Here is a 21,958-nt window from a genome sequence, read left to right on the forward strand (position 1 = left end):
CCAGATGAGATGACGTCTTGGCAGAGCAGCCACGAGATCGCGTTCCCGCCCGGCCTGAAGCCCGGGATTCCCGCGCGCAGACCGGGGATGGACGATCCGTCGCTGGTAGAGGCCTGTCAGGCGTCCTGCACTCTCGCTCCCAGCGAGGCGGCGTCCAGGCGGAATTCACACACGCAGCCAATTCCGAAGCCCCGGGAGCTGCGCCGGGTCGGAGAGCGTCAGCTCGAAAGCGATGCTCTTACACGCCCCATCTCGTTCGAGCCCATACGGCCATTACTGCCCCGGTCAGAGTGGCAGCGCCCACGACCGAACATCCCGACCCCGCGGCTGCGCCCCCTCCGGACCCACTTTTCGGACCGTCCCAGGTCGAGTTGGTTCGCAGATTCAAGCGACGCCAGATTTCCTCCTCATGATCACGCATAAAAAAGCTAGACGCCTGCCCAGTGGACAAATTTTCCGGCACCGGGTAGACAAACCATGCACGCATCGGCGGCGCTGTCACCAGAAAAAGGCCACCCGAATTCGATGCATTTCTCACCATTGATACAACACCTGCACCCGTAGGGTCTGCTGATCCCTCAGCCTCCAGGTAATCAGCTAAACCCTCCAGCGCCTTTCCCTTCGTCTCGTAGCTCTCAGGGCAGGTAACAATATTCCCGCGACGCAGACCCGTAGCTTCGAATTCCGCCCAACCCCACTGCCTGGACATAACGCCTCCATTGGAATTTCGACTGTTCTCACACCGTTGATGGAGTACCCGGTAGTGGAGTGCGCCGGGCCGTCGTTCAGCAGTCACCCCCGCTTGTAGTAGTAGCCGTTGGCGGTGCCGTCCCCCACGTTGTGCTGTATTCCGCTGCCGTTGAGGGTGAAGTAGGAGGCGTTGAGAGCCGTGTAGCAGTATCCGGGGTTCGCGCCCTCGATCTTCATAGCGCTGACGTTGATCCGGGCGCCGCCGTTCGCCGTGGATTCCACCGTGGCCACATACGGGCAGGGGACGTACGGGTAGTCGGTCAGGCGTACGTTGCCCTTCGAGGAGATGGTGATGGTGCCGGGCTGGCCGGTGTTGACGGTCTCGCCGTACTTCCAGGTGCCCGCGAACGCGGACGGCACGACGCTCCCACCGCCCGAACCGCCCGTGGAACCCGAGGCGTTGCCGGAGCCTCCGCCTCCCGAGCCGCTCGTAGAACCCGACGTGCCGCTCGATCCCCCCGTGCTCGCGCCGCCGCCCGACGTGTCGGTGCCCCCCGCGGACGACGATCCGCCGCCGGAGGACGTGTCCGATCCGGAGGTGCCGCCGGACGACGTGCCTCCGGCTGCGCCGGAGTCGGAGCCGCCACTGTCCGCGGCCACCGCGTCGCGGCCGTCCGTGCCGTCCCGACCGTCCTTCCCGCCGTCGCCCTCCTTGTCCCCTCGTGCCGCCGGCTTCCCGGGGCTCTTGTCGCCCTGGGGGGACGGAGTGCCCGCCCGCGACGGCGGCGGCGAGGCTGGGCCTGCCGTCGCGCTGCTCGACGGCGGCGACGCGTGGGCTCCGCCGCCGCTGTCGCCACTGAACGGCTGGAGCACCACCAGCGTGGTGCCGCCCCCGGCCAGGACGAAGACCAGCGGGACGGACACGAACCAGCGGCGCCGCCTCTCCCGTTCCTTCTTCCGTTCCGGCTGCTTCGCCTCGGCGGCGGGGACAGCCCCGGGAGTCGCTGCGGCTGCCGGGCGCAGGGGGACCGTCCCCCGGTCGACGGGCTCCTCTCGGACCGGTGCCGCCTCCGCGTCCAGCAGCCGTGCCGACTGCCGGGCCAGGTGGCCCACGACCTCCGCCGGCAGCCACGACGCGCTCGCCGGGACATGGTCCGGCTCGGCCAGCAGGTCGTTCACGGCCGGGCGTTCGGCTACATCCTTCGCCAGGAGCCGGGTGATCAGGGCTCGCAGCCGCTCGTCGCCGACCTCGCCGAGGTCGGGTTCCTCCTCGACGATGTGGTACATCACCGCGTGCTGGTTGCTCACCCCGTTGCCGAACGGGAGTCTGCCGGTTGCCGCATACGTCAGGACACAGCCGAGGGTGAACACGTCGCTCTTCGCGACGGCGCCCTCGCCGCGTATCTGCTCCGGAGCCATGAAGCCCGGTGATCCGATCACCATGCCCGTACTGGTGAGGGCCTCGACCGAGGTCTCGGCCGCGCGGGCGATGCCGAAGTCGATGACCTTGGGGCCCTCGACCGTGATCATCACGTTCGAGGGCTTCAGATCCCGGTGGACGATGCCCGCCGCGTGGACGTCCTTGAGCGCGCGCAGGAGCCCGTCCGCGAGGGCGAGCACGGACTCGGCGGGGAGCGCCCCGTGGCCGCGGACGACCTGTTCGAGGGAGAGGCCGGGCACGTATCCCGTGGCCACCCAGGGGAACTCCTCGTCCGGGGCCGCGTCCAGCACCGGTGCGGTGTAGCGCTCCCCCACTCGCCGGGCCGCGTCGACCTCACGCCGGAAGCGGGCTCTGAACTGCGGGTCCGCGACGTGCTCCGCGTGCACCACCTTGACGGCGACCGTGCGGCCGCCCTCGGAACGGGCCAGGTAGACCCGGCCCATGCCGCCCGCCCCGAGCCGGCCGAGCAGCAGGTAGGGCCCGATACGGGCGGGGTCGGTCGCGGTCAGCGGCTTGATGCCGCCGTCGGGGTAGTCCTCGGCGCCCCCGTGATCGCCGTGGTCTCCGTCGTGCACGCTGGTCATGGTCGAGCGCTCCCCCGTGTGTCCCGCCCCCCTGGTCCCGGAGAGCGTGTGCCATCCGAACTCGGCCTGGTTTCGGACGACTTGATGCATCGAGTGCTCAGTCTGGAGCATGGGACGCACTTATTGGAACTACTTCTGGAAAAAATTATGGAAGCTTCTCCTATCCTGTCTCCGGGGAACCCATGAGAGACAGGACCGGAATGGTCCAGAAGCAAGGACGGCGTCGATGAGTCCGAAGCAACAACGCGGTGAGGCCACTGCCGCACAGGTCCTCGACTGCGCACTGGCCATCTACGCGGCGCAGGGCGAAGCCGGCCTCACTCTGGGTGCGATCACCTCGGCCAGCGGGGTCAGCACGGGAAGCATCTACCACCACTTCGGCAGCCTCCCCGGCGTGGTGTCCGCGCTCGGGCAGTCCTGTCTGGGCCGGCTCCTCGACGAACTGGGCGGTGCCCTGCGGGAGACGGACGGAGCACGGGCCGGCGTCCGGGCCATCGTGGGTGCCTATCTGCGCTTCGTGCAGGCGAACCCCGACGCGGCGCGGCTCATGCACTCCGTCGCCGTCGACCGCGAGCTCAGCGCACACGCCCAGCAGATCCGCGGCGCCCAGGAAGCGCGGCTGGCTCCACTGGCGGCCTGGCTGCACCGCCATCAGGAATCCGGCCAACTCGCCGCTCTGCCGGTGCCCGTGCTGGAATCCCTGATCCTGGGCCCGGTGACGGGCATCGCGCGCCGCTGGCTCTCCGTCGGCGACATCGACATCGAAGAAGCTGCGCGCACCGTTCCGGAACACGTCTGGCGCTCCGTCGGCCCGTGAGGTGAAGGGTGGTGGAAGCGAAACGGGGCCCGGTCTTCCGACCGGGCCCCACTCGCTCTCCCCCACTGTCAGGGCTTCCCCATCCCCCCGGATACACCCCCCGGAAGCTCCCGACTACAGATACGACCCGGCAGAGCCCCGGAGGGTTGCACGGTCCGGCAAACTTTTTTGCCCCCGAGGTCACATCCGCCGATACCTCCCGGTCACGGCGTCAGCAGGCGTGCTCCACGTACCGGGCGGCGACCTCCGCGAGGACCTCCGCGCCGTCGCGGGCCCATAGCTCCTCGTTGAAGATCTCCACCTCGATCGGGCCGTCGAAGCCGGTGGCCTCGACCGCCGTACGGAAGGCGCGGAAGTCCACGCAGCCGTCGCCCAGTTGGCCCCTCCCGACGAGCACGCCCGCCGGGAGGGGGGTGATCCAGTCGGCGAGCTGGAAGGAGTGGATGCGGCCGCCCGCGCCCGCGCGGGCGATCTGGGCCGGGGCCTGGTCGTCCCACCAGAGGTGGTACGTGTCGACGACCACCCCGACCTGGTCCGCCGGGAAGCGTTCCGCGAGGTCCAGGGCCTGGGACAGGGTGGAGACCACGCAGCGGTCGGAGGCGAACATCGGGTGCAGCGGTTCGATCGCCAGGCGTACGCCGCGCTCGGCCGCGTACGGGGCCAGCTCCCCCAGGGCGTCCGCGATGCGCTCGCGGGCGCCGTACAGGTCCTTGGAACCGGCCGGGAGACCGCCCGAGACCAGTACCAGGGTGTCCGTGGACAGGCCCGCCGCCTCGTCCAGCGCCGCGCGGTTGTCGTCCAGGGCGCGGGCCCGCTCGGCCGGGTCGAGGGCGGTGAGGAAGCCGCCCCGGCAGAGGCTGGTGACGGACAGGCCCGCGTCGGAGAGGAGCCGGGCGGTCGCCGCTACGCCGTACTCCTGGACCGGGGCGCGCCACAGGCCGACCTTGTCGATGCCCGCCTTCACGCAGCCCTCGGTCAGCTCGGGCAGCGACCACTGCTTGATGGTCTCCTGATTGATGGAGAGACGGCCGTCGCTCATCGGGTGCCTCCGTTGACCGTGAGCAGCGCGCGCATCCGGGACTCCGCCAGTTCGGGATCGGGGAACAGGCCGAGCCGGTCGGCCAGTTCGTACGCCTTCGCCAGATGCGGCAGGGAGCGGGCCGACTGGAGGCCGCCCACCATCGTGAAGTGGTCCTGGTGACCGGCCAGCCAGGCGAGGAACACCACGCCCGTCTTGTAGTAGCGGGTCGGCGCCTGGAAGAGGTGGCGGGACAACTCGACCGTCGGGTCCAGGAGTTCGCGGAAGCCCTTGGTGTCGCCGGTGTCCAGGACCCGGACCGCGTGCGCGGCGAGCGGGCCGAGCGGGTCGAAGATGCCGAGCAGCGCGTGGCTGAATCCCCGGTCGTCGCCCGCGATCAGCTCGGGGTAGTTGAAGTCGTCGCCCGTGTAGCAGCGCACCCCGCTGGGCAGGCGGCGCCGGACGTCGATCTCGCGCTCCGCGTCGAGGAGGGAGATCTTGATGCCGTCGACCTTGTCCGGGTGTTCCGCGATGACCTGGAGGAAGGTCTCGGTGGCCGCGTCGAGATCGGCGGAGCCCCAGTAGCCGTCCAGCGCCGGATCGAACATCGGGCCGAGCCAGTGCAGCACGACCGGCTCGGTGGCCTGGCGCAGCAGGTGCGCGTACGTCTCCAGGTAGTCCTGCGGGCCGTTCGCCGCGGCGGCCAGTGCGCGGGAGGCCATCAGGATGGCCTGCGCCCCGCTCCCCTCGACCAGGGCGAGCTGTTCCTCGTACGCGGACCGGACCTCGGCCAGCGAGGCGGGGCCGGGCGGGAGCTGGTCGGTGCCGACGCCGCAGGCGATGGCGCCGCCGACGGACTTGGACTCCGCCGCCGAGCGGGCGATCAGTTCGGCGGCGCCCGCCCAGTCCAGGCCCATGCCGCGCTGGGCGGTGTCCATGGCCTCCGCGACCCCGAGGCCGTGCGACCAGAGGTGACGGCGGAAGGCGAGGGTGGCGTCCCAGTCGACGGCGGCCGGGGAGTCGGGGCTGACGTCCGCGTACGGGTCGGCCACGACGTGGGCGGCCGAGAAGACCGTACGGGAGGCCAGGGGCGCCCCGCCGGGGGCGAGGTCGAGCGGGGTGGTGCGGGGCTCGTACGGGCCCTGCGGGAGGTGGATGGTCACGTGGTCAACTCCGGTGCAACCTGCGGAAGGTACATGGTCACGTGGTCAACTCCGGTGCGTCTTGCGGGGGCTGGATGGTCACAGGCTCAGCTCCGGGACGTCGAAGCGGCGGCCGTCCGCAGAGGACTTGAGGCCGAGCTCCGCGAGCTGGACGCCGCGCGCGCCCGCCATCAGGTCCCAGGTGTAGGGCTCGTCCAGCACGATGTGGCGCAGGAACAGCTCCCACTGGGCCTTGAAGCCGTTGTCGAAGACCGTGTTGTCGGGGACTTCCTGCCACTGGTCGCGGAAGGACTCGGTGGCCGGGAGGTCGGGGTTCCAGACCGGCTTGGGCGTGGCCGAGCGGTGCTGGACGCGGCAGTTGCGCAGCCCGGCGACGGCGGAGCCGTGGGTGCCGTCGACCTGGAACTCGACCAGCTCGTCGCGGTTGACGCGCACCGTCCAGGAGGAGTTGATCTGCGCGACGGCGCCGCTCTCCAGCTGGAAGATGCCGTACGCGGCGTCGTCGGCGGTCGCGGCGTACGGCTTGCCGTGCTCGTCCCAGCGCTCCGGGATGTGTGTCTGGACGTGCGCCTGGACGGTGGTGACCCGGCCGAACAGCTCGTGAAGCACGTACTCCCAGTGCGGGAACATGTCGACGACGATGCCGCCGCCGTCCTCCGCGCGGTAGTTCCAGGACGGGCGCTGGGCCTCCTGCCAGTCGCCCTCGAAGACCCAGTAGCCGAACTCGCCCCGGATGGAGAGGATCTCGCCGAAGAAGCCGCCGTCGATCAGACGCTTCAGCTTCAGCAGGCCCGGGAGGAAGATCTTGTCCTGGACGACGCCGTGCTTGATGCCGGCCTCGCGGGCGAGCCGGGCCAGCTCCAGGGCGCCCGCGACGTCGGTGGCGGTGGGCTTCTCGGTGTAGATGTGCTTGCCCGCCGCGATGGCCTTCTTGATCGCTTCGACGCGTGCCGAGGTGACCTGGGCGTCGAAGTAGATGTCGATGGTCTCGTCCGCGAGGACCGCGTCGAGGTCGGTCGACCACTCGGTGAGGCCGTGCTGCTCTGCAAGCGCCTCCAGGGCGTGGGCCCGGCGGCCGACAAGGACCGGCTCGGGCCAGAGCACGTCGCCGTTGCCGAGGTCGAGTCCGCCCTGCTCCCTGATCGCGAGGACCGAGCGCACCAGGTGCTGCCGGTATCCCATGCGACCCGTGACGCCGTTCATGGCGATGCGCACCGTCCTGCGTGTCACGAAAGATCCTCCATACCGTCGTAGCAAGCGCTTTCTATCTTGGATGACGCTAGCCTGCCGACAGCGGCCCGGACAAGAGGGGCCCACCGATTGGGCCTCTCCCCTCATCACTCCCCCGGAGGAATCTCGATGACAGTCACCCTGGCGGACGTGGCGGCTCGCGCCCGGGTGTCACCGGCCACGGTGTCCCGTGTGCTGAACGGCAACTACCCGGTGGCCGCGTCCACTCGGGAGCGGGTCCTGCGTGCGGTGGACGATCTGGACTACGTACTGAACGGGCCCGCCAGCTCACTCGCGGCCGCCACCTCCGACCTGATCGGCATCCTGGTCAACGACATCGCGGACCCGTTCTTCGGGATCATGGCGGGCGCCGCGCAGTCGGAGATCGGCGGTCCGGGCGACGGTTCCGGCCGGGCGGGCGGCGAGAAGCTCGCGATCGTCTGCAACACCGGCGGCACCCCAGAACGCGAGCTCACCTACCTGACCCTGCTCCAGCGCCAGCGCGCCGCCGCCGTCGTCCTCACCGGCGGCGCGGTGGAGGACCCGGCGCACCAAGCCGCGATGTCCGCGAAGCTGGCGAAGCTCGCGGACGCCGGGACCAGGGTGGTCCTGTGCGGGCGGCCCCCGCTGCCGGACAGCGAATCGGTCCTGGCCGCGCTCGCCTTCGACAACCGGGGCGGCGGCCGGCGGCTGACCGAGCACCTGATCTCGCTGGGCCACCGCAGCATCGGCTACGCGGCGGGCCCATTGGAACGGACCACGACCCGCCACCGCCTTGAGGGCCACCGCGAGGCGATGAGGGCCGCAGGGCTGTACGGGGACTGGGACGGGGACGGCGGTGCTGCTGCTCCAGCCGGGGGCGGGGGCTCCCGTACCGGGGAGCGCCTCACCGTGCACGGCTCCTACGACCGCAGCTCCGGCTACGACGCCACGGTCGAACTCCTGCGCCGCGAACCGGGGATCACGGCCGTCGTCGCCGCGAACGACACGGTGGCCCTGGGCGCCGCCGCGGCGATCCGCGACCGGGGCTTGCGCATCCCCGAGGACATCTCGGTGGCCGGTTTCGACGATCTGCCGTTCTCGGTCGACGTGGTCCCGGCGCTGACGACCGTACGGCTGCCCCTCTTCGAAGCGGGGGCGCGGGCGGGCCGGCTGGCGACGGGCAAGGAGGCCCCGCCGCCGGGCGGCATCGCGACGATCCCGGCGGAGCTGATGGTGCGCGGCTCAACGGCGGCACCCCGGGGGTGAGCCCGCTCCCTGTGACCGGGTCCGCCGAGGGACCCCGCTCCCGGTGACCGGGTCCGCCGAGGGACCCCGCTCCCGGTGACCGGGTCCGCCGGGATGGCCCCTCCCCGTGACCGGGTCCGCCGGGACGGGACTTGGATCCCCTGACCGGGGCATCCGTAGTTCAGGCCGCAAGCCGATGAAGTGCCGGCCACCGACCGGGCCGTACGGTGCGGGGGCAGGGCAGGTACCGATGGAAGGACATGCACGTGAAGCTCGCTTTCTCCACCCTCGGGGTGCCGGGGCTGCCGATATCCGAGGTCGTCCGGCTGGCCGCCGAGCACGGCTACCAGGGGGTGGAGCTGCGCGCCCACCCGGAGGAGCCGGTGCACCCCGGGCTCTCGATGCTCGAACGCGCCGACGTGGTCGAGGAGTTCAAGCGGGGCGGGATCGAGATCCTGACCGTGGCCGGTTACGTCAGGGCCGCGGCGGAGGGTGACGACCAGGCGGTGCTCGACGAGCTCGCCGGCCTGGTGGAGCTGGCCCGGGACCTGGGGGCGCGCAACGTCCGGGTCTTCCCCGGCGGCGGCGACCAGGACGCGGAGACGGCCGACGCGACCGCCGCCCGCAGGCTGGCCGCCGCCGCTCCGTACGCCGCGGACATGGGCGTACGCATCCTGCTGGAGACCCACGACTCGCACCGCGCGGGAGCCGCCGTGGCCCGGGTGGTGGGGACGGTGGGGCACGGGAGCATCGGTGCGCTGTGGGACATCATGCACACCTGGCTGGCCGGTGAGGAGCCGGTCGCGAGCCATGCGGTGCTGGCCCCGCACCTGGGCTACGTCCAGGTGAAGGACATCGCGTCCGCCGAGGACACCGAGCCCCTCGCCCTGGGCGCCGGGGTGCTGCCGCTGCAAGCCTGCCTGGACACCCTGGACGCGGACAGCTGGGTCTGCTGGGAGTACGAGAAGCGCTGGCACCCGGGAGCGGCGGAGCTGCCGGGGCTGCTGAGCGCGGGGCGCGAGCACCTGCTGCGGCTGGGCGCGCCGAAGCAGTAGGGCGGACCCGTAGCGACGTAGCGACGTAGCGACCCGGAGCAGGCCGTAGCCGCCCGGGAGCCGGCCCCTCAGACGGGAGCCGGCCCCTCAGACGGGGGCCGGCTCCGGGACGGTGACACGCGGGCGCCGCGCCCCGGCGAGCGAGGTCAGCCCCACCCCGCCGACCAGCAGCGCCGCCGCGCACCACCGCAGCGGGCTCACCGACTCGTCGAGCAGCAGGGCGGCGGACGACATCCCGAAGACGGGCACCAGCAGGGTGAACGGGGCCACGGAGGACGCCGGGTACCGGCTCAGCAGGAAGCCCCAGGCCCCGAAGCCGAACACCGTGGTGATCCACGCGACGTAGACGATGATCCCGGCGCCGCTCCAGTCGAGCGCGGCCAGTGCCCGGGTATCGCGGTCCCAGCCCTCGAAGAGGAGCGAGAGCCCGAGCAGCGGCAGCACCGGGACGGTGGAGACCCAGACCATGAAGTTGAGGGCGTCGGGCGGGGCGGCCTTGCGGGTCAGCACGTTGGACACGCCCCAGCAGGCCGCCGCCGCGATCACCAGGACGAAGGCGAGCACCGGGCCGCTCGCGCCCTCGTCGACTGCGGCCACCCCGATGCCCGCGAGGGCCACGCCCATCCCCAGTACCCGTACCCGCCCCGGCCGTTCGCCCAGCGCGAGCGCCGCGAACAGGGCGGTGAAGACGGCCTGGACCTGGAGGACGAGGGAAGAGATCCCGGCGCCCATCCCCCGGTCCATACCGATGAACAGCAGCCCGAACTTGGCCATACCCAGGGCCAGTCCGACCCCCACGACCCACTTCCAGGCGACTTTCGGGCGGCCGACGAAGAAGACCGCGGGCAGCGCCGCGACCAGGAAGCGCAGGGCGGAGAAGAGCAGCGGCGGGAAGTGGGCGAGGCCCAGCTCGATGACGACGAAATTGACACCCCAGACGGCTGCCACCAGGGCGGCCAGGGCGATGTGGAGGGGACGCATGCCCCGAGGATCACCCGCACCGACCGTTTAGCACCAGCGCGCATTTCTACATGGTGGAATTGAGCGACGCTAACGATTCCCGAGGCTCCCGGAGGCTCCGGTGCTCGATCTCTCCCGGCTGCGCGCGCTGCACGCCATCTCCGTCCACGGTTCCGTCGCGGGCGCCGCCGCCGCGCTCGGCTACACCCCGTCGGCGGTCTCGCAGCAGATCACCAAACTGGAGCGGGAGACCCGTACGACCCTGCTTGAACGTCGAGGACGCGGGGTCGCGCTCACCGAGGAGGCGCTCCATCTGGCCGCCACGGCTCAGCAGTTGCTGGCGATCGTGGAGCGGGCCGAGACGACTCTGGAGGAGCGCAGGGGGCTGCCGACGGGGCGGTTGTCGATCGGCGCGTTCGCCTCGGCGGCGCGTGGGCTGCTGCCCGGGGTGCTGGCGGAGCTGGACCGGGAGCACCCGGCGCTGGACGTCCGGATGACCGAGGTCGATCCGCACCTCTCGGTCGACCTGGTGGCCAAGGGCGTGATCGACCTGGCCGTCGCGCACGACTGGGACATCGCGCCGCTGCCCGCCCCGGAGGGCCTGGCACAGGCGGAGATCGGGAAGGACCGCTGCGATCTGCTGGTGCCGGAGGGTCACCGGCTGGCAGGCCTGGACGGGGTGCGGCGCGAGGAGCTGGCGCGGGAGCGGTGGATCTGCCAGCCGCCCGGGACGGTCTGCCACGACTGGCTCGTACGGACGCTGCGCACCGCGGGCTACGAGCCGGACATCCGGCACCAGGCCGAGGAGAACCACACCCAACTGGCCCTGCTCGCCGCCGGTCTCGGGGTCGCGATGATGCCCCGGCTGGGGCGCGGTCCGCTGCCGGACGGCGTGGTGGCGGTGCGGATCGAGCCGGTTCCGGTGCGCCGGCTGTACGCGCTGTGGCGTACGGAGGCGGCCCGCCGCCCGGCGATCACGGCGGCTGTCTCGGCGCTCCAGGCGCACGGCGCGGACGTGGGGCTGCGCTAGGCCGTGTCTGGCGGCCGCCGGTTCCGGGGCGCGAGCCCCGGCCCCGAGGACGCGCGCAAAACGGTCCGCACTCTTGACCGGAAGTTATTTTCTGGATATCCGTGATCCCTGGAAGTTTCTTTCACCATCATCTCGTCACCGAGTACGGCCGAAGGAGCTCACGTGCACCACCGCCCCTCCAGACGCACCCTCCTCACCGCAACCGCCGCCACCGCAGTCGTCGCGGCGACGGGCACGGCAGTCGCCCCCGGCGCCGTCGCCGCCCGGAACTCCTCCGGCGGCAGCCACAACTCCGCAGCCACCACCCGGCGGCTGAAGCGGCTCATCTCCCGGATGAGCCTGGAGGAGAAGGTCGGCCAGCTGTTCGTCATGCGGGTCTACGGGCACTCCGCCACCGACCCCGACCAGGCCGACATCGACGCCAACCTCGCCGAGATCGGCGTGCGCACCGCGGCGGAGATGATCGCCAAGTACCACGTCGGCGGCATCATCTACTTCACCTGGGCGCACAACACCCGTGATCCGCACCAGATCGCGGACCTCTCCAACGGCATCCAGCGGGCCGGCCTGGCGGGGCCCAGCTCGCTGCCGCTCCTCATCTCCACCGACCAGGAGCACGGCATCGTCTGCCGGGTCGGTGAGCCCGCCACGCTGATGCCGGGCGCGATGGCGCTGGGCGCGGGCCGTTCGCGTTCCGACGCCCGCGAGGCGGGGCGGATCGCGGGCGCCGAGCTGGCGGCGATCGGCATCTGCCAGAACTACGCCCCGGACGCGGACGTCAACGTCAACCCGGCGAACCCGGTGATCGGGGTGCGCTCCTTCGGCTCGGACCCGCAGTCGGTGGCCGGGATGGTCGCGGCCCAGGTGAAGGGGTACCAGAGTGCCGGGATCGCCTCCACGGCCAAGCACTTCCCCGGTCACGGCGACACCAGCACCGACAGCCACACCGGCCTGCCGGTCATCACCCACACCCGCGAGCAGTGGGCCGAGCTGGACCGGCCGCCGTTCCGGGCCGCGATCGCCGCCGGTATCGACTCGATCATGACCGCGCACATCGTGGTGCCCGCGCTCGACCCGTCCGAGGACCCGGCGACCCTGTCCCGGCCCATCCTCACCGGAATCCTGCGCGAGGAGCTGGGTTACGACGGCGTCGTGGTCACCGACTCGCTCGGCATGGAGGGCGTGCGGACCAAGTACGGCGACGAGCGCGTGCCGGTGCTCGCCGTGCAGGCGGGCGTCGACCAGCTGCTCAACCCGCCGGACCTCGACGTCTCCTGGAACGCGCTGCTGGCAGCCGTGAAGAGCGGCGAGGTCAGTGAGGCCCGGATCGACGAATCGATCCTGCGCATCCTGCGGCTGAAGACGAAGCTCGGGCTGTTCGAGGACCCGTTCGTGAGCCGCCGGGGCGTGGACCGTACGGTCGGCACCCGGTCGCACCTGGCCACCGCCGACCGGATCGCGGAGCGCACCACCACGCTGCTGGCCAACAAGGGCGCGCTGCTGCCGCTCTCCCGCCGCTCGCACCGCGAGCTGCTGGTGGTGGGGGCCGACCCGGCCTCCCCGTCCGGTACGACGGGGCCGCCGACGGCCACCCTGGCCGCGGAGTTCAAGGAGCTGGGGTACGCGGCCAGCGCCCTGTCCACCGGCACCGCGCCCGCCCAGGCGGACATCGACGCGGCGGTGGCGGCCGCGCGGGGCAAGGACGCGGTGGTGGTGGGTACGTACAACGTCACCTCGACCAGCTCGCAACGCGCCCTGGTGAGCGCGCTGGCCGCGACCGGCGTGCCGGTGATCACGCTCGCGATCCGCAATCCGTACGACATCGCCCAGCTGGACGGTACGGGGCACGCGGCGAGCCTGGCCGCGTACTCCTGGACGGATGTCGAACTACGGGCGGCGGCCCGGGTGATCGCGGGCCGCGCCGAACCGCGTGGCGCCCTGCCGGTGCCGGTCCAGCGCGCGGACGACCCGTCGCAGGTGCTGTACCCGGTGGGCTACGGGCTGTCGTACTAGGTCGTTCGGAACATGCCGGGCGATTCCGTGCCGGCGGCCACTGCGGCCGCCGGCACGGGGGCGTTACGGGCGCCGGTGGCCGAGCCGGTGCTCGGTCGTCAGGTCCCGCTTGTCGAGCACCGCGTCGAACTTCGCGAGCGGCTTCGCCTTCGCCGGGTCCGACTGGACGGCGGCCGGGGCGACGCCCGCCCAGCGCAGGATGGCGGCGGTGGCCGTGGCGTTCTCGGCCGGGACGAGACCGGCGACGCTCGCCCCGTGGTTGCCGCCGGGCACGGTGAAGACGTGACTGTCACGGGCTCCGGCGCCGAGCCGGAAGCGCTCCGCGCCGTAGGGGTCGTTCTCCCCGTACACGTACAGCATGTGGTCGGCGTGGTGCTTCACCCAGGTGTCGATGTCGCGCATCACCCCCGGCTGGAACCTCATCGGGATCGAGCGCGGCACGAAGGTGCGCGGCGGCTGGTAGCCGTAGCGGCTCAGCTTGCCGAGCCAGGGCTGCTTGATGTCGGGCGAACCGAGCTGAGTACCCGCCTGGTAGTAGTACGGCGTGTACGTCTCCAGGCCCTGGTCGGCGTAGGCGGAGAAGCCCGAGATCGAGTCGACGGAGTCCCAGATCTCCTGGTCGGTGGCGGACTTGGCGTCCGCCGGGAGCGATTCGCAGTCGGCGAGCAGGCTGTACTGCCAGAACGCCCAGACGTAGTCCAGGACGACGGCCTCGTACGCCCTGTCGAGGGAGCCGACGGTGTTGAAGGTGTAGCCGTTGTCTGCGGCGTACTTCCGGTACTTCTTCTCCAGCGGCTCCCGGCGGATGAGCGCCTGGCGCTGCACACCGTTCAGCTTGTCGCGGCACTCCTTGGTCCCGACGCTCGCCAGGAACCGGTCGTACGTCGAGTCCTCCTTGTCGACCACGTCGTTGGGCGCGACGTACGCGACGACGCCGTCCATGTCCTTGGGGTAGTAGCGCTCGTAGTACGTGGCCGTCATGCCGCCCTTGGAACCGCCGGTGGTCAGCCAGTTCTTCGAGTAGATCTTCTTCAGCGCGGTGAAGACCCGGTGCTGGTCACTGGCGGCCTGCTGGATGTCGAGCTTGGACCAGTCGGCGGGCGACGGGCGGGACGGGGTGAAGAACCGGTACTCCAGCGAGACCTGGTTGCCGTCCACGATCCGGGTCGGCTCGGAGCGGCTCGGGTTGGTGGAGACGTTGTATCCGCTGGTGAAGAACACCGTCGGGCGGGAGGTGTCCTTGTGCAGCAGGGTGATCCGCTGCTTGAACGTTCCCTTGGACGGGTGCCGGTGGTCGACCGGCTGGGTGTAGTCGAGGACGAAGTAGCGGTAGCCCGGATAGGGCTTCTCCTCGATCAGGCTCATTCCCGGGATGGCCAGGATGCGGTCCTTGATGTCCGTGCTCGTGCCGGTGTCACCGACGGCGGAACGGAGCGCGGCCGGTTCTGCGGCGGTGGCCGCCCCGGCGGAGGCACCCGTCGCACTCACCGTGCCGATGAGCATCGCGAGCGACAGGACACCTCTGAGAGCCTTGCGCATTCTCACCCTCCCCTTGATTCACGACAGACCACGTGAACCTAGCGGGGCAACACCGGTGCCGCCAGACCTCATTGCCGCCGGGGCCGGACAAATCACCCGGTCAGCACAGGATCCAGCCCGTGGTGCCCGTCTTCCCCGAGATCGTGCCGGACACCCGGACGCACCGGTTCAGGGCGTGGACCGTCACCGGACCGGCCTGCTGCGTGAAGTTGCCCTTGTCGACGACGGGGCGGCCGCCGCGCGGCTGGATCTGTACGGACATCTTGCGGCGCGCACCGGGCTTGACGGCGACCGCGAGGGCGCAGGCGTAGGAGCGGGTCCGGTAGACGCGCAGTTCGCCCGTGCCGAACTTCAGGGTCTTCGCGGGGCGTCCGGCGCAGACGGACGCGGCATCGGCGCTGCTCGCCTCCACCCCGCCGACGACGAGCCCGAGGGCGGTCGTCAGCGCCAGGGCGAGCAGCCGGTAAGGGGCTCCGCGTCCCGTGCGCCCACCGTGTCTCTCGGTCCCTCTGGTCACCGGCAACTCCATCGCCTTGTCGAACACGCGCACACCCACCCGACACATGAGCGCACACGCGCATGTGTGCGTATGACGCGGGGGCTCCCTCTGGCGGTTGCGGTTGCCCCGGACCGGGGCGCGGGGTTCCGTCCTCAATCGCCGGACGGGCTTGGATTTGGTGCGGGACTCCCGTGGGGTGTGTCTGCGCTTGTGGGTGGGGGCGGGGCCCCTCCGGGGCGTCTCCTCAGAAACTGGCGTGGCAACCGGGACCGTTGCGGGGGCCGGGTAGTACGCCATTTTCCTGCGGGGACGCCCCTGCACGGCCCCACCCGACGCCGGCCGACGCCCGCGCCCCCGGTGGCACCACCGGTGGCACCACCGGTGGAAGAACCGGGGCGCAGACGCACGGCGGGCGACCTCGCGACGCGGAGAACCCTCACCAAACAAGCCCGTCCGGCGTTTGAGGACGGAACCCTCAGCCCCGGACGAGGGGCAGCCCACGCGCGACGCCCGCACCCCGCCCCGCCGGGGCAACCCGTCACACCCCGGCGGGCTCGTCCTCTCCTATGAAGGTGCGCCACAGCACGGCGTACTTCCCGTCCAGGGCGAGGAGTTCGTCGTGCGTGCCGTCCTCGACGACACGGCCGTGGTCCATCACCACGACCCGGTCGGCGCGGGCGGCGGTGGTCAGCCGGTGGGCGACGACCAGGGTGGTGCGCCGGCCGGCCAGCCGGTCCGTCGCCTGGTTCACCAGCGCCTCGCTGGCCAGGTCGAGGGAGGCGGTGGCCTCGTCGAGCAGCAGGATGTCCGGGTCGACGAGTTCGGCGCGGGCGAGCGCGACCAGCTGCCGCTGTCCGGCGGAGAGGTTACGGCCCCGCTCCGCGACCTCGTGCAGATAGCCGCCGTCCAGGGTGGCGATCATGTCGTGCGCGCCGACCGCCCTGGACGCCGCCTCCACCTGAGCGTCGGTGGCCTCCGGCCGCCCGTACGCGATGGCGTCGCGGACCGTGCCCGCGAAGAGGTACGCCTCCTGCGGGACGACTCCGAGCCGGTGCCGGTACGCGGTGAGCCCGAGGTGGCGCAGATCGGTGCCGTCCGCCGTGACCCGGCCGGCCGTCGGGTCGTAGAACCGGGCGACGAGCTTGACCAGGGTGGACTTGCCCGCGCCGGTCTCACCGACGAACGCGACCGTCTGGCCGGCCGGGATCCGCAGGTCGACCCCGGTGAGCGCGGCCTCCTCCCCGGTGTACGCGAACGACACGTCCTCGAACGCGATCTCGCCGCGCAGCGACAGCACGTCCAGCGGCTCTTCCCGGTCGGCGGTGGACGTCGGCTCCTGGAGCAGCTCCTGGATCCGGCCGAGCGAGACGGTGGCCTGCTGGTAGCCGTCGAAGACCTGGGAGAGCTGCTGCACGGGGGCGAAGAACAGGTCGATGTAGAGCAGGTAGGCGACGAGAGCGCCCGTGGTGAGCGTGCCGTTGTCGACCCGTCCCGCGCCGACGATCAGCACCGCCGCCGCGGCCGCGGAGGACAGGAACTGGACGAACGGGAAGTAGACCGAGATCAGCCACTGGCCGCGCACCCGGGCCTCGCGGTAGTGGTCGCTGCGCCCGGCGAACCGCTCGGCACCGTCCCGCTCGCGGCGGAAGGCCTGCACGATCCGGAGCCCGGAGACGGACTCCTGGAGGTCGGCGTTGACGGCGCTGATGCGCTCACGGGCCAGCTCGTACGCCTTGACGCTGCTGCGGCGGAAGAAGACCGTGCCGATGATCAGCACCGGCAGGGTCGCGAAGACCACCAGCGCCAGTTCGACGTCCAGGACGAGCAGCGCGACCATGATCCCGAAGAAGGTGACGACGGAGACGAAGGCCGTGACCAGGCCCGTTTGCAGGAACGTGGACAGCGCGTCCACGTCCGTCGTCATCCGGGTCATGATCCGGCCGGTCAGCTCGCGCTCGTAGTAGTCGAGGCCGAGGCGCTGGAGCTGGGCGAAGATCTTCAGCCGCAGTGAGTAGAGCACCCGCTCGCCGGTGCGGCCCGTCATCCGGGTCTCACCGATCTGGGCCGCCCACTGCACCAGTACGACGACGAGGCCGAGGGCGGAGGCCGCCCAGACCGCGCCGAGCGCCAGCTGGGTGACGCCCTCGTCGATGCCGTTCCTGATCAGCACCGGCAGCAGGAGACCCGCTCCGGCGTCCACGGCCACCAGCGCAAGGCTGACCAGCAGCGGGAGCCCGAAGCCGCGCAGCAGCCGGCGGAGCCCGTAGGACTCCTCGGCGTGCACGGCGCGGGCCTCGTCGACGTCCGGGGTGTCGGTCGCCGGGGGCAGGGCGTCGACCTGGGCGAGGAGTTCGGGGGTGGCGGGCGTACCGGCCGCGTCGGTCTCCCTGGCCTGCTCCTTGCGCACCCACAGCTGGGGGGTGATGCCGCGCTCGGCGTCGAATTCGGCGTCCAGCTCCTCCTGGAGGGCGCGGTCGTCCTCGGGCTCGGCGGCGGGGCGGGCCGGCTGGTGTCCGGGCGAGGTGGAGCCCAGCTCGTCCGGGTCGGTGAGCAGCCGCCGGTAGAGCGCGGAGCGGCGCTCCAGCTCCTCGTGCGTGCCGATGTCCGCGAGCCGGCCGTTCTCCAGGACGGCGATCCGGTCCGCGAGGTTGAGGGTGGAGCGGCGGTGGGCGATCAGCAGCGTCGTGCGGCCCGCCATCACCCCGCGCAGCGCCTCGTGGATCTCGTGCTCGACCCGGGCGTCGACGGCGGAGGTGGCGTCGTCCAGGAGGAGGAGCCGGGGGTCGGTGAGGATGGCGCGGGCGAGCGCGACGCGCTGGCGCTGGCCACCGGAGAGGGTCAGCCCGTGCTCGCCGACCTCGGTCTCGTACCCCTTGGGCAGTTCGGCGATGAACCGGTGGGCCTGGGCGGCGCGGGCGGCCCGTTCGATCTGCTCGTCGGTGGCGTCCGGGAGCCCGTAGGCGATGTTGGCGCGGATGGTGTCGGAGAACAGGAAGCTGTCCTCCGGTACGAGGCCGATGGCGGCCCGCAGCGAGTCGAGGGTGAGCTCGCGGACGTCGTGGCCGCCGACCAGGACCGCGCCGTGCGTGACGTCGTAGAAGCGCGGCAGGAGCATCGAGACGGTGGACTTGCCGCTGCCGGACGCGCCGACGACGGCGACGGTCTCGCCGGGTTCGATGGTGAGCGAGAAGCCGTCGAGGACGGGGCGGTCTTCGTCATAGCCGAACCGGACGTCCTCGAACTCGACGCTGGCCCGTGCGTCGGTGGGGAGCTGCTTGCTGCCGTCCCGCATGGACGGTTCGGTGTCGATGAGTTCGAGTACGCGTTCCACTCCGGCGCGGGCCTGCTGTCCCACGGTGAGGACCATGGCGAGCATCCGGACCGGGCCGACGAGCTGGGCGAGGTAGGTGGAGAACGCGACGAACGTGCCGAGGGTGATCTCGCCCCGGGTGGCGAGCCAGCCGCCGAGGGCCAGCATGGCGACCTGGCCGAGCGCGGGGACGGCCTGGAGGGCGGGGGTGTAGCGGGAGTTCAGCCGGATGGTGCGCAGCCGCCCGGCGAAGAGCCGGCGTCCGACCTCGCGCAGCTTGCCGGTCTCCTGGTCCTCCTGACCGAACCCCTTGACGACGCGGACGCCGGAGACGGCCCCGTCGACGACTCCGGCCACGGCCGCGGCCTGCGACTGGGCGTACCAGGTGGCGGGGAAGAGCCGGGTGCGGGAGCGGCGGGCGATGTACCAGAGCGCGGGGGCGACGGCCACGGCGACGAGGGTCAGCGGCAGCGAGAGCGACGCCATGATCACCAGGGAGAGCAGGAAGAGCAGCACGTTCCCGATGGTCATCGGGAGCATGAACAGCAGCCCCTGGATCAGCTGGAGGTCGCTGGTGGCGCGCCCGACGACCTGCCCGGTGGACAGCTCGTCCTGCCGCTTCCCGTCGAGGCGGGTGATCGTCCCGTAGATCTCGGTCCGCAGGTCGTGCTGGACGTCCAGGGCGAGCCGGCCGCCGTAGTAGCGGCGGATGTACGTGGAGACGTACACGAGCGCGGCGGCCCCGATCAGCAGTCCGGTCCAGACGGCCAGGGAACGGGTGTGGTTGCCGACCACGTCGTCGATGATCACCTTGGTGATCAGCGGGACCAGGGCCATCACCGCCATTCCGGCGAGCGACGAGCCGAGCGACAGCAGCACGTTGCGCCGGTACCGCCAGGCGTAACCGCTCAGCCTGCGCGCCCAGCCAAGGGGCCGCCGCCCCTCGTCTGTCTCCCCTGCGTCCGTCACCCGGTGCCTCCCGTTCGGCCTGCGCTTCCGGAAGGCACCAACAGGGCGGGTGGCGGATTTCATCCCTCCGCAACAAATACCCGACCTTCGGCCTAGGTCCTGTGCTGCGCGTGGCGTCTCAGTGCGCTTCCTCGGTGACGCGGGAGTTGGTGAGGGAGGCTGCGCCGCCGGCGGCGATCAGTCCGACGACGACCGCGAGTATCGCGTAGGTGATCCGCTCGCCGTGGAAGAACGACGCCACCAGGGCGTCGCTCCAGGTGCCCGCGGGCAGCTGGGTGGTGACCAGTACGGCGATCAGGGTGCCGACCACGGCGGTGCCGATGCTGGTGCCGACCTCCTGGGCGGTGTCGTTGAGCGCGGTGCCGATCGAGGTGCGGTTGGCCGGCATCGCGTCGACGAGCGCGATGGCGCAGATGGTCATGACGGTGCGCAGCCCGATGGTCATCACGACCATGCAGAGCGCGATGACGCCGTACCCGTGGTCGACGCCCCAGGACAGTCCGGCCAGGGAGCCGGCCAGGCAGGCGGCGCCGACCAGGCAGGCGATGCGGTGGCCGAAGCGGGCCGCGAGCCATTCCGACAGGGGGGTCGCGAGGATCATGGTCACGATGAGCGGCAGGTTCGCCAGTCCGGCCCGTACGGGGCTCCATCCGTAGGCGTACTGGAAGTGGAGGATCAGGCCGAACATCACGGCGGCCATCGCGATGGCGGTGCCGATCTGGGCGATGGCGGCGCCTCGGACGGTGCCGTTGGAGAAGAGGCGCAGGTCGAGCATCGGCGCCGCGCTGCGGCGCTCGTGCCACACGAAGGCCAGACCCGCGACGAGGGCGCCGAGGAGCGAGGCGAGGGTGGCCGCGGAGAGCCAGCCGTGCTCGACGCCGCTGGTCAGCGAGTAGCAGGCGAGGCCGATGGTGGCGACGCTCAGGACGGCGCCCGGCAGGTCGAGCTTGTCGCGGGTCAGGTCCTGCGACCGGTCGGCCGGGACGCCGAGGCGGACGCCGATGGCCGCGATCAGGGCGATCGGGGCGTTGACGAGCAGCAGCCACTGCCACCGCACGTGGGCCAGGGCGGTGCCGCCCAGCAGCGGGCCGAGGACGAAGCCCGACATGCCGACGATGATCATCAGGGTCATGGCGCGCATCCGCAGCGCCTTGTCCTCGAAGAGCCGGAAGACCAGCGAGTTGGTGATGGGGGCCATCGCGGCGGCGGCGATGCCGAGGCCGGCCCGCAGGGTGATGAGCTGCCCCGCGGTGGAGACCGCGGCGACGCCCAGGCTGAGCAGGCCGAACACCGCGAGGCCGACCAGCAGCACGCGTCGGCGTCCGAGCCGGTCGGCCATCGAGCCAGCTGTCAGCAGCAGGCCGCCGAAGGTCAGCGAGTAGGCGCCGGTGACCCACTGCAGCGCGGTCGTGCCGCTGCCGAGGTCCCGGCCGATCGTGGGCAGCGCGATCGAGAGCAGGGTGTTGTCGACCATTTCGACGAAGAAGGCCAGACAGAGCGCGGCCAGGGGTATCCATGCGGCGCGCAGGGACGGATAGGTGCGTGGCGCGGCGGGCGCGGCGGCGGTGGTGGTCATGACGGGCCTCCTTCCGGAACGTCTCCGGGTATCGAACGACGTTCTACAATGGAACGTGGTTCGACCATAGAACGTAGTTCGATAAATGCGCAAGCTGTGATTGGATGGGAGCCATGACAGGCCCGCGACCCCGACCCGCCGACCGCCCTTCCCGAGGACGTCAGCGCGGTTCGCACTCCATCGAGGCCGTCCTCTCCGCCGCCGTGGCCCTGCTCGACGAGGCGGGCGCGCCGGCCCTGACCCTGCGCGCCCTCGCGGCCCGGCTCGGCACGGGCGTCGGCAGCATCTACTGGTACGTCTCGGGCAAGGACGACCTGCTCGGCCGCGCCATCGACCACGTGCTCGGCGGGGTGCTGGCCACCGTCGAGAAGCAGACGGGCAGCGGCGACCCGATCGACGACCTGCGGGTGATGGCCGTCACCCTGTTCGACGCGGTCGTGGACCGGCCGTGGCTGGGCGCGCACTTCATGCAGAACATCGACGTCGAGGGCAACGCGTTGCGGCTCTACGAGGAGCTGGGAGAGAAGACACTGCGGCTCGACCTCACGCCCCGGCAGCGGTTCCACGCCGTGACGGCGGTCGTGGGCGTCGTGGTCGCCAACGCCGCCGACATGGGGCAGGAACCGCCCCAGGAGGTGGTCGACGGCCTCGTGGGCCGCGAGGAGTTCCTCGGTCGCTACGCCGCGACCTGGCGCACGCTGGACGCCGGGACGTACCCGTTCCTGCACGACATCGTCGACGAGTTCGACGGGCACGACGACAAGGAACAGTTCCTCGCCGGGCTGGAGCTGACGCTGGCGGGGATCCGCCTCCAGGCCGGGGGCGGGGCCTGACGGC

15 protein-coding genes are annotated in these 21,958 nt (G+C 71.4%); 6 read left to right on the top strand and 9 right to left on the bottom strand.

Annotated elements, in window-relative coordinates; translation table 11 throughout:
• Window positions 1-792 precede the first annotated feature (792 nt).
• Window positions 793-2,715: a serine/threonine-protein kinase gene (locus tag ACZ601_RS08465; RefSeq protein WP_469534639.1), complete on the bottom strand. Its 1,923-nt coding sequence runs from the start codon at window positions 2,713-2,715 to the stop codon at window positions 793-795.
• Between the two features lie 226 nt (window positions 2,716-2,941).
• Between ACZ601_RS08465 and ACZ601_RS08470 the strand changes: the two genes are divergently transcribed.
• Window positions 2,942-3,532 (top strand): TetR/AcrR family transcriptional regulator, encoded by a 591-nt coding sequence (locus tag ACZ601_RS08470; protein WP_469534641.1) that lies wholly within the window; start codon window positions 2,942-2,944, stop codon window positions 3,530-3,532.
• 211 nt (window positions 3,533-3,743) lie between these two features.
• Here the strand turns inward: ACZ601_RS08470 and ACZ601_RS08475 are convergent, their stop codons facing one another.
• The 3 genes from ACZ601_RS08475 to ACZ601_RS08485 form a co-directional block, all read right to left on the bottom strand.
• Window positions 3,744-4,571 carry a sugar phosphate isomerase/epimerase family protein gene (locus ACZ601_RS08475; RefSeq protein WP_469534644.1) on the bottom strand — a complete coding sequence of 276 codons (828 nt, stop codon included), beginning with the start codon at window positions 4,569-4,571 and terminating at the stop codon, window positions 3,744-3,746.
• Complete coding sequence (locus tag ACZ601_RS08480; RefSeq protein WP_469534647.1) at window positions 4,568-5,713, bottom strand: dihydrodipicolinate synthase family protein; 1,146 nt, start codon at window positions 5,711-5,713, stop codon at window positions 4,568-4,570. Before ACZ601_RS08480 ends, ACZ601_RS08475 begins: the two co-directional genes overlap by 4 nt.
• A gap of 78 nt (window positions 5,714-5,791) precedes the next feature.
• A complete protein-coding gene (locus ACZ601_RS08485; protein ID WP_469534649.1) occupies window positions 5,792-6,943 on the bottom strand; it encodes a Gfo/Idh/MocA family protein in 1,152 nt (383 codons plus the stop codon).
• 129 nt (window positions 6,944-7,072) lie between these two features.
• Between ACZ601_RS08485 and ACZ601_RS08490 the strand changes: the two genes are divergently transcribed.
• Together ACZ601_RS08490 and ACZ601_RS08495 are read left to right on the top strand one after the other, a co-directional pair.
• Entirely contained in the window at window positions 7,073-8,191 is a 1,119-nt protein-coding gene (locus tag ACZ601_RS08490) for a LacI family DNA-binding transcriptional regulator (protein ID WP_469534652.1), read from the top strand.
• Window positions 8,192-8,436: 245 nt separating this feature from the next.
• Window positions 8,437-9,225 (top strand): sugar phosphate isomerase/epimerase family protein, encoded by a 789-nt coding sequence (locus ACZ601_RS08495; protein WP_469534655.1) that lies wholly within the window; start codon window positions 8,437-8,439, stop codon window positions 9,223-9,225.
• A gap of 87 nt (window positions 9,226-9,312) precedes the next feature.
• On the opposite strand, the gene ACZ601_RS08500 is transcribed toward ACZ601_RS08495, so the two are convergent.
• Window positions 9,313-10,206 (bottom strand): EamA family transporter, encoded by an 894-nt coding sequence (locus ACZ601_RS08500; RefSeq protein ID WP_469534657.1) that lies wholly within the window; start codon window positions 10,204-10,206, stop codon window positions 9,313-9,315.
• A gap of 100 nt (window positions 10,207-10,306) precedes the next feature.
• Between ACZ601_RS08500 and ACZ601_RS08505 the strand changes: the two genes are divergently transcribed.
• Together ACZ601_RS08505 and ACZ601_RS08510 are read left to right on the top strand one after the other, a co-directional pair.
• Window positions 10,307-11,215, top strand: coding sequence for a LysR family transcriptional regulator (locus ACZ601_RS08505; protein ID WP_469534660.1), 909 nt, complete (start codon window positions 10,307-10,309; stop codon window positions 11,213-11,215).
• A gap of 162 nt (window positions 11,216-11,377) precedes the next feature.
• A complete protein-coding gene (locus ACZ601_RS08510; RefSeq protein WP_469534663.1) occupies window positions 11,378-13,228 on the top strand; it encodes a glycoside hydrolase family 3 protein in 1,851 nt (616 codons plus the stop codon).
• 63 nt (window positions 13,229-13,291) lie between these two features.
• Here ACZ601_RS08510 and ACZ601_RS08515 read toward each other — a convergent pair whose 3' ends face one another.
• From ACZ601_RS08515 to ACZ601_RS08530, 4 genes are all read right to left on the bottom strand, one after another.
• Complete coding sequence (locus ACZ601_RS08515) at window positions 13,292-14,767, bottom strand: S28 family serine protease (protein WP_469534666.1); 1,476 nt, start codon at window positions 14,765-14,767, stop codon at window positions 13,292-13,294.
• Between the two features lie 100 nt (window positions 14,768-14,867).
• On the bottom strand, window positions 14,868-15,284 hold the full coding sequence (locus ACZ601_RS08520; RefSeq protein WP_440574776.1) for a hypothetical protein: 417 nt from the start codon (window positions 15,282-15,284) through the stop codon (window positions 14,868-14,870).
• 520 nt (window positions 15,285-15,804) lie between these two features.
• Window positions 15,805-19,545 carry an ABC transporter ATP-binding protein gene (locus ACZ601_RS08525; protein WP_469534670.1) on the bottom strand — a complete coding sequence of 1,247 codons (3,741 nt, stop codon included), beginning with the start codon at window positions 19,543-19,545 and terminating at the stop codon, window positions 15,805-15,807.
• Between the two features lie 118 nt (window positions 19,546-19,663).
• Window positions 19,664-21,121 carry an MFS transporter gene (locus ACZ601_RS08530; RefSeq protein WP_469534672.1) on the bottom strand — a complete coding sequence of 486 codons (1,458 nt, stop codon included), beginning with the start codon at window positions 21,119-21,121 and terminating at the stop codon, window positions 19,664-19,666.
• Window positions 21,122-21,300: 179 nt separating this feature from the next.
• Between ACZ601_RS08530 and ACZ601_RS08535 the strand changes: the two genes are divergently transcribed.
• The gene (locus ACZ601_RS08535; protein WP_469535276.1) at window positions 21,301-21,954 is read left to right on the top strand and encodes a TetR/AcrR family transcriptional regulator; all 654 of its coding nucleotides are present in this window, start codon (window positions 21,301-21,303) and stop codon (window positions 21,952-21,954) included.
• Window positions 21,955-21,958: the final 4 nt, after the last annotated feature.

The organism is Streptomyces sp. NPDC104307 (assembly GCF_055584045.1).

Coding starts and splice junctions, on each gene's coding strand:
- ACZ601_RS08475 (WP_469534644.1), bottom strand. CDS start 4,571: ATGAGCGACGGCCGTCTCTCCATCAATCAGGAGACCATCAAGCAGTGG.
- ACZ601_RS08465 (WP_469534639.1), bottom strand. CDS start 2,715: ATGACCAGCGTGCACGACGGAGACCACGGCGATCACGGGGGCGCCGAG.
- ACZ601_RS08500 (WP_469534657.1), bottom strand. CDS start 10,206: ATGCGTCCCCTCCACATCGCCCTGGCCGCCCTGGTGGCAGCCGTCTGG.
- ACZ601_RS08530 (WP_469534672.1), bottom strand. CDS start 21,121: ATGACCACCACCGCCGCCGCGCCCGCCGCGCCACGCACCTATCCGTCC.
- ACZ601_RS08515 (WP_469534666.1), bottom strand. CDS start 14,767: ATGCGCAAGGCTCTCAGAGGTGTCCTGTCGCTCGCGATGCTCATCGGC.
- ACZ601_RS08470 (WP_469534641.1), top strand. CDS start 2,942: ATGAGTCCGAAGCAACAACGCGGTGAGGCCACTGCCGCACAGGTCCTC.
- ACZ601_RS08490 (WP_469534652.1), top strand. CDS start 7,073: ATGACAGTCACCCTGGCGGACGTGGCGGCTCGCGCCCGGGTGTCACCG.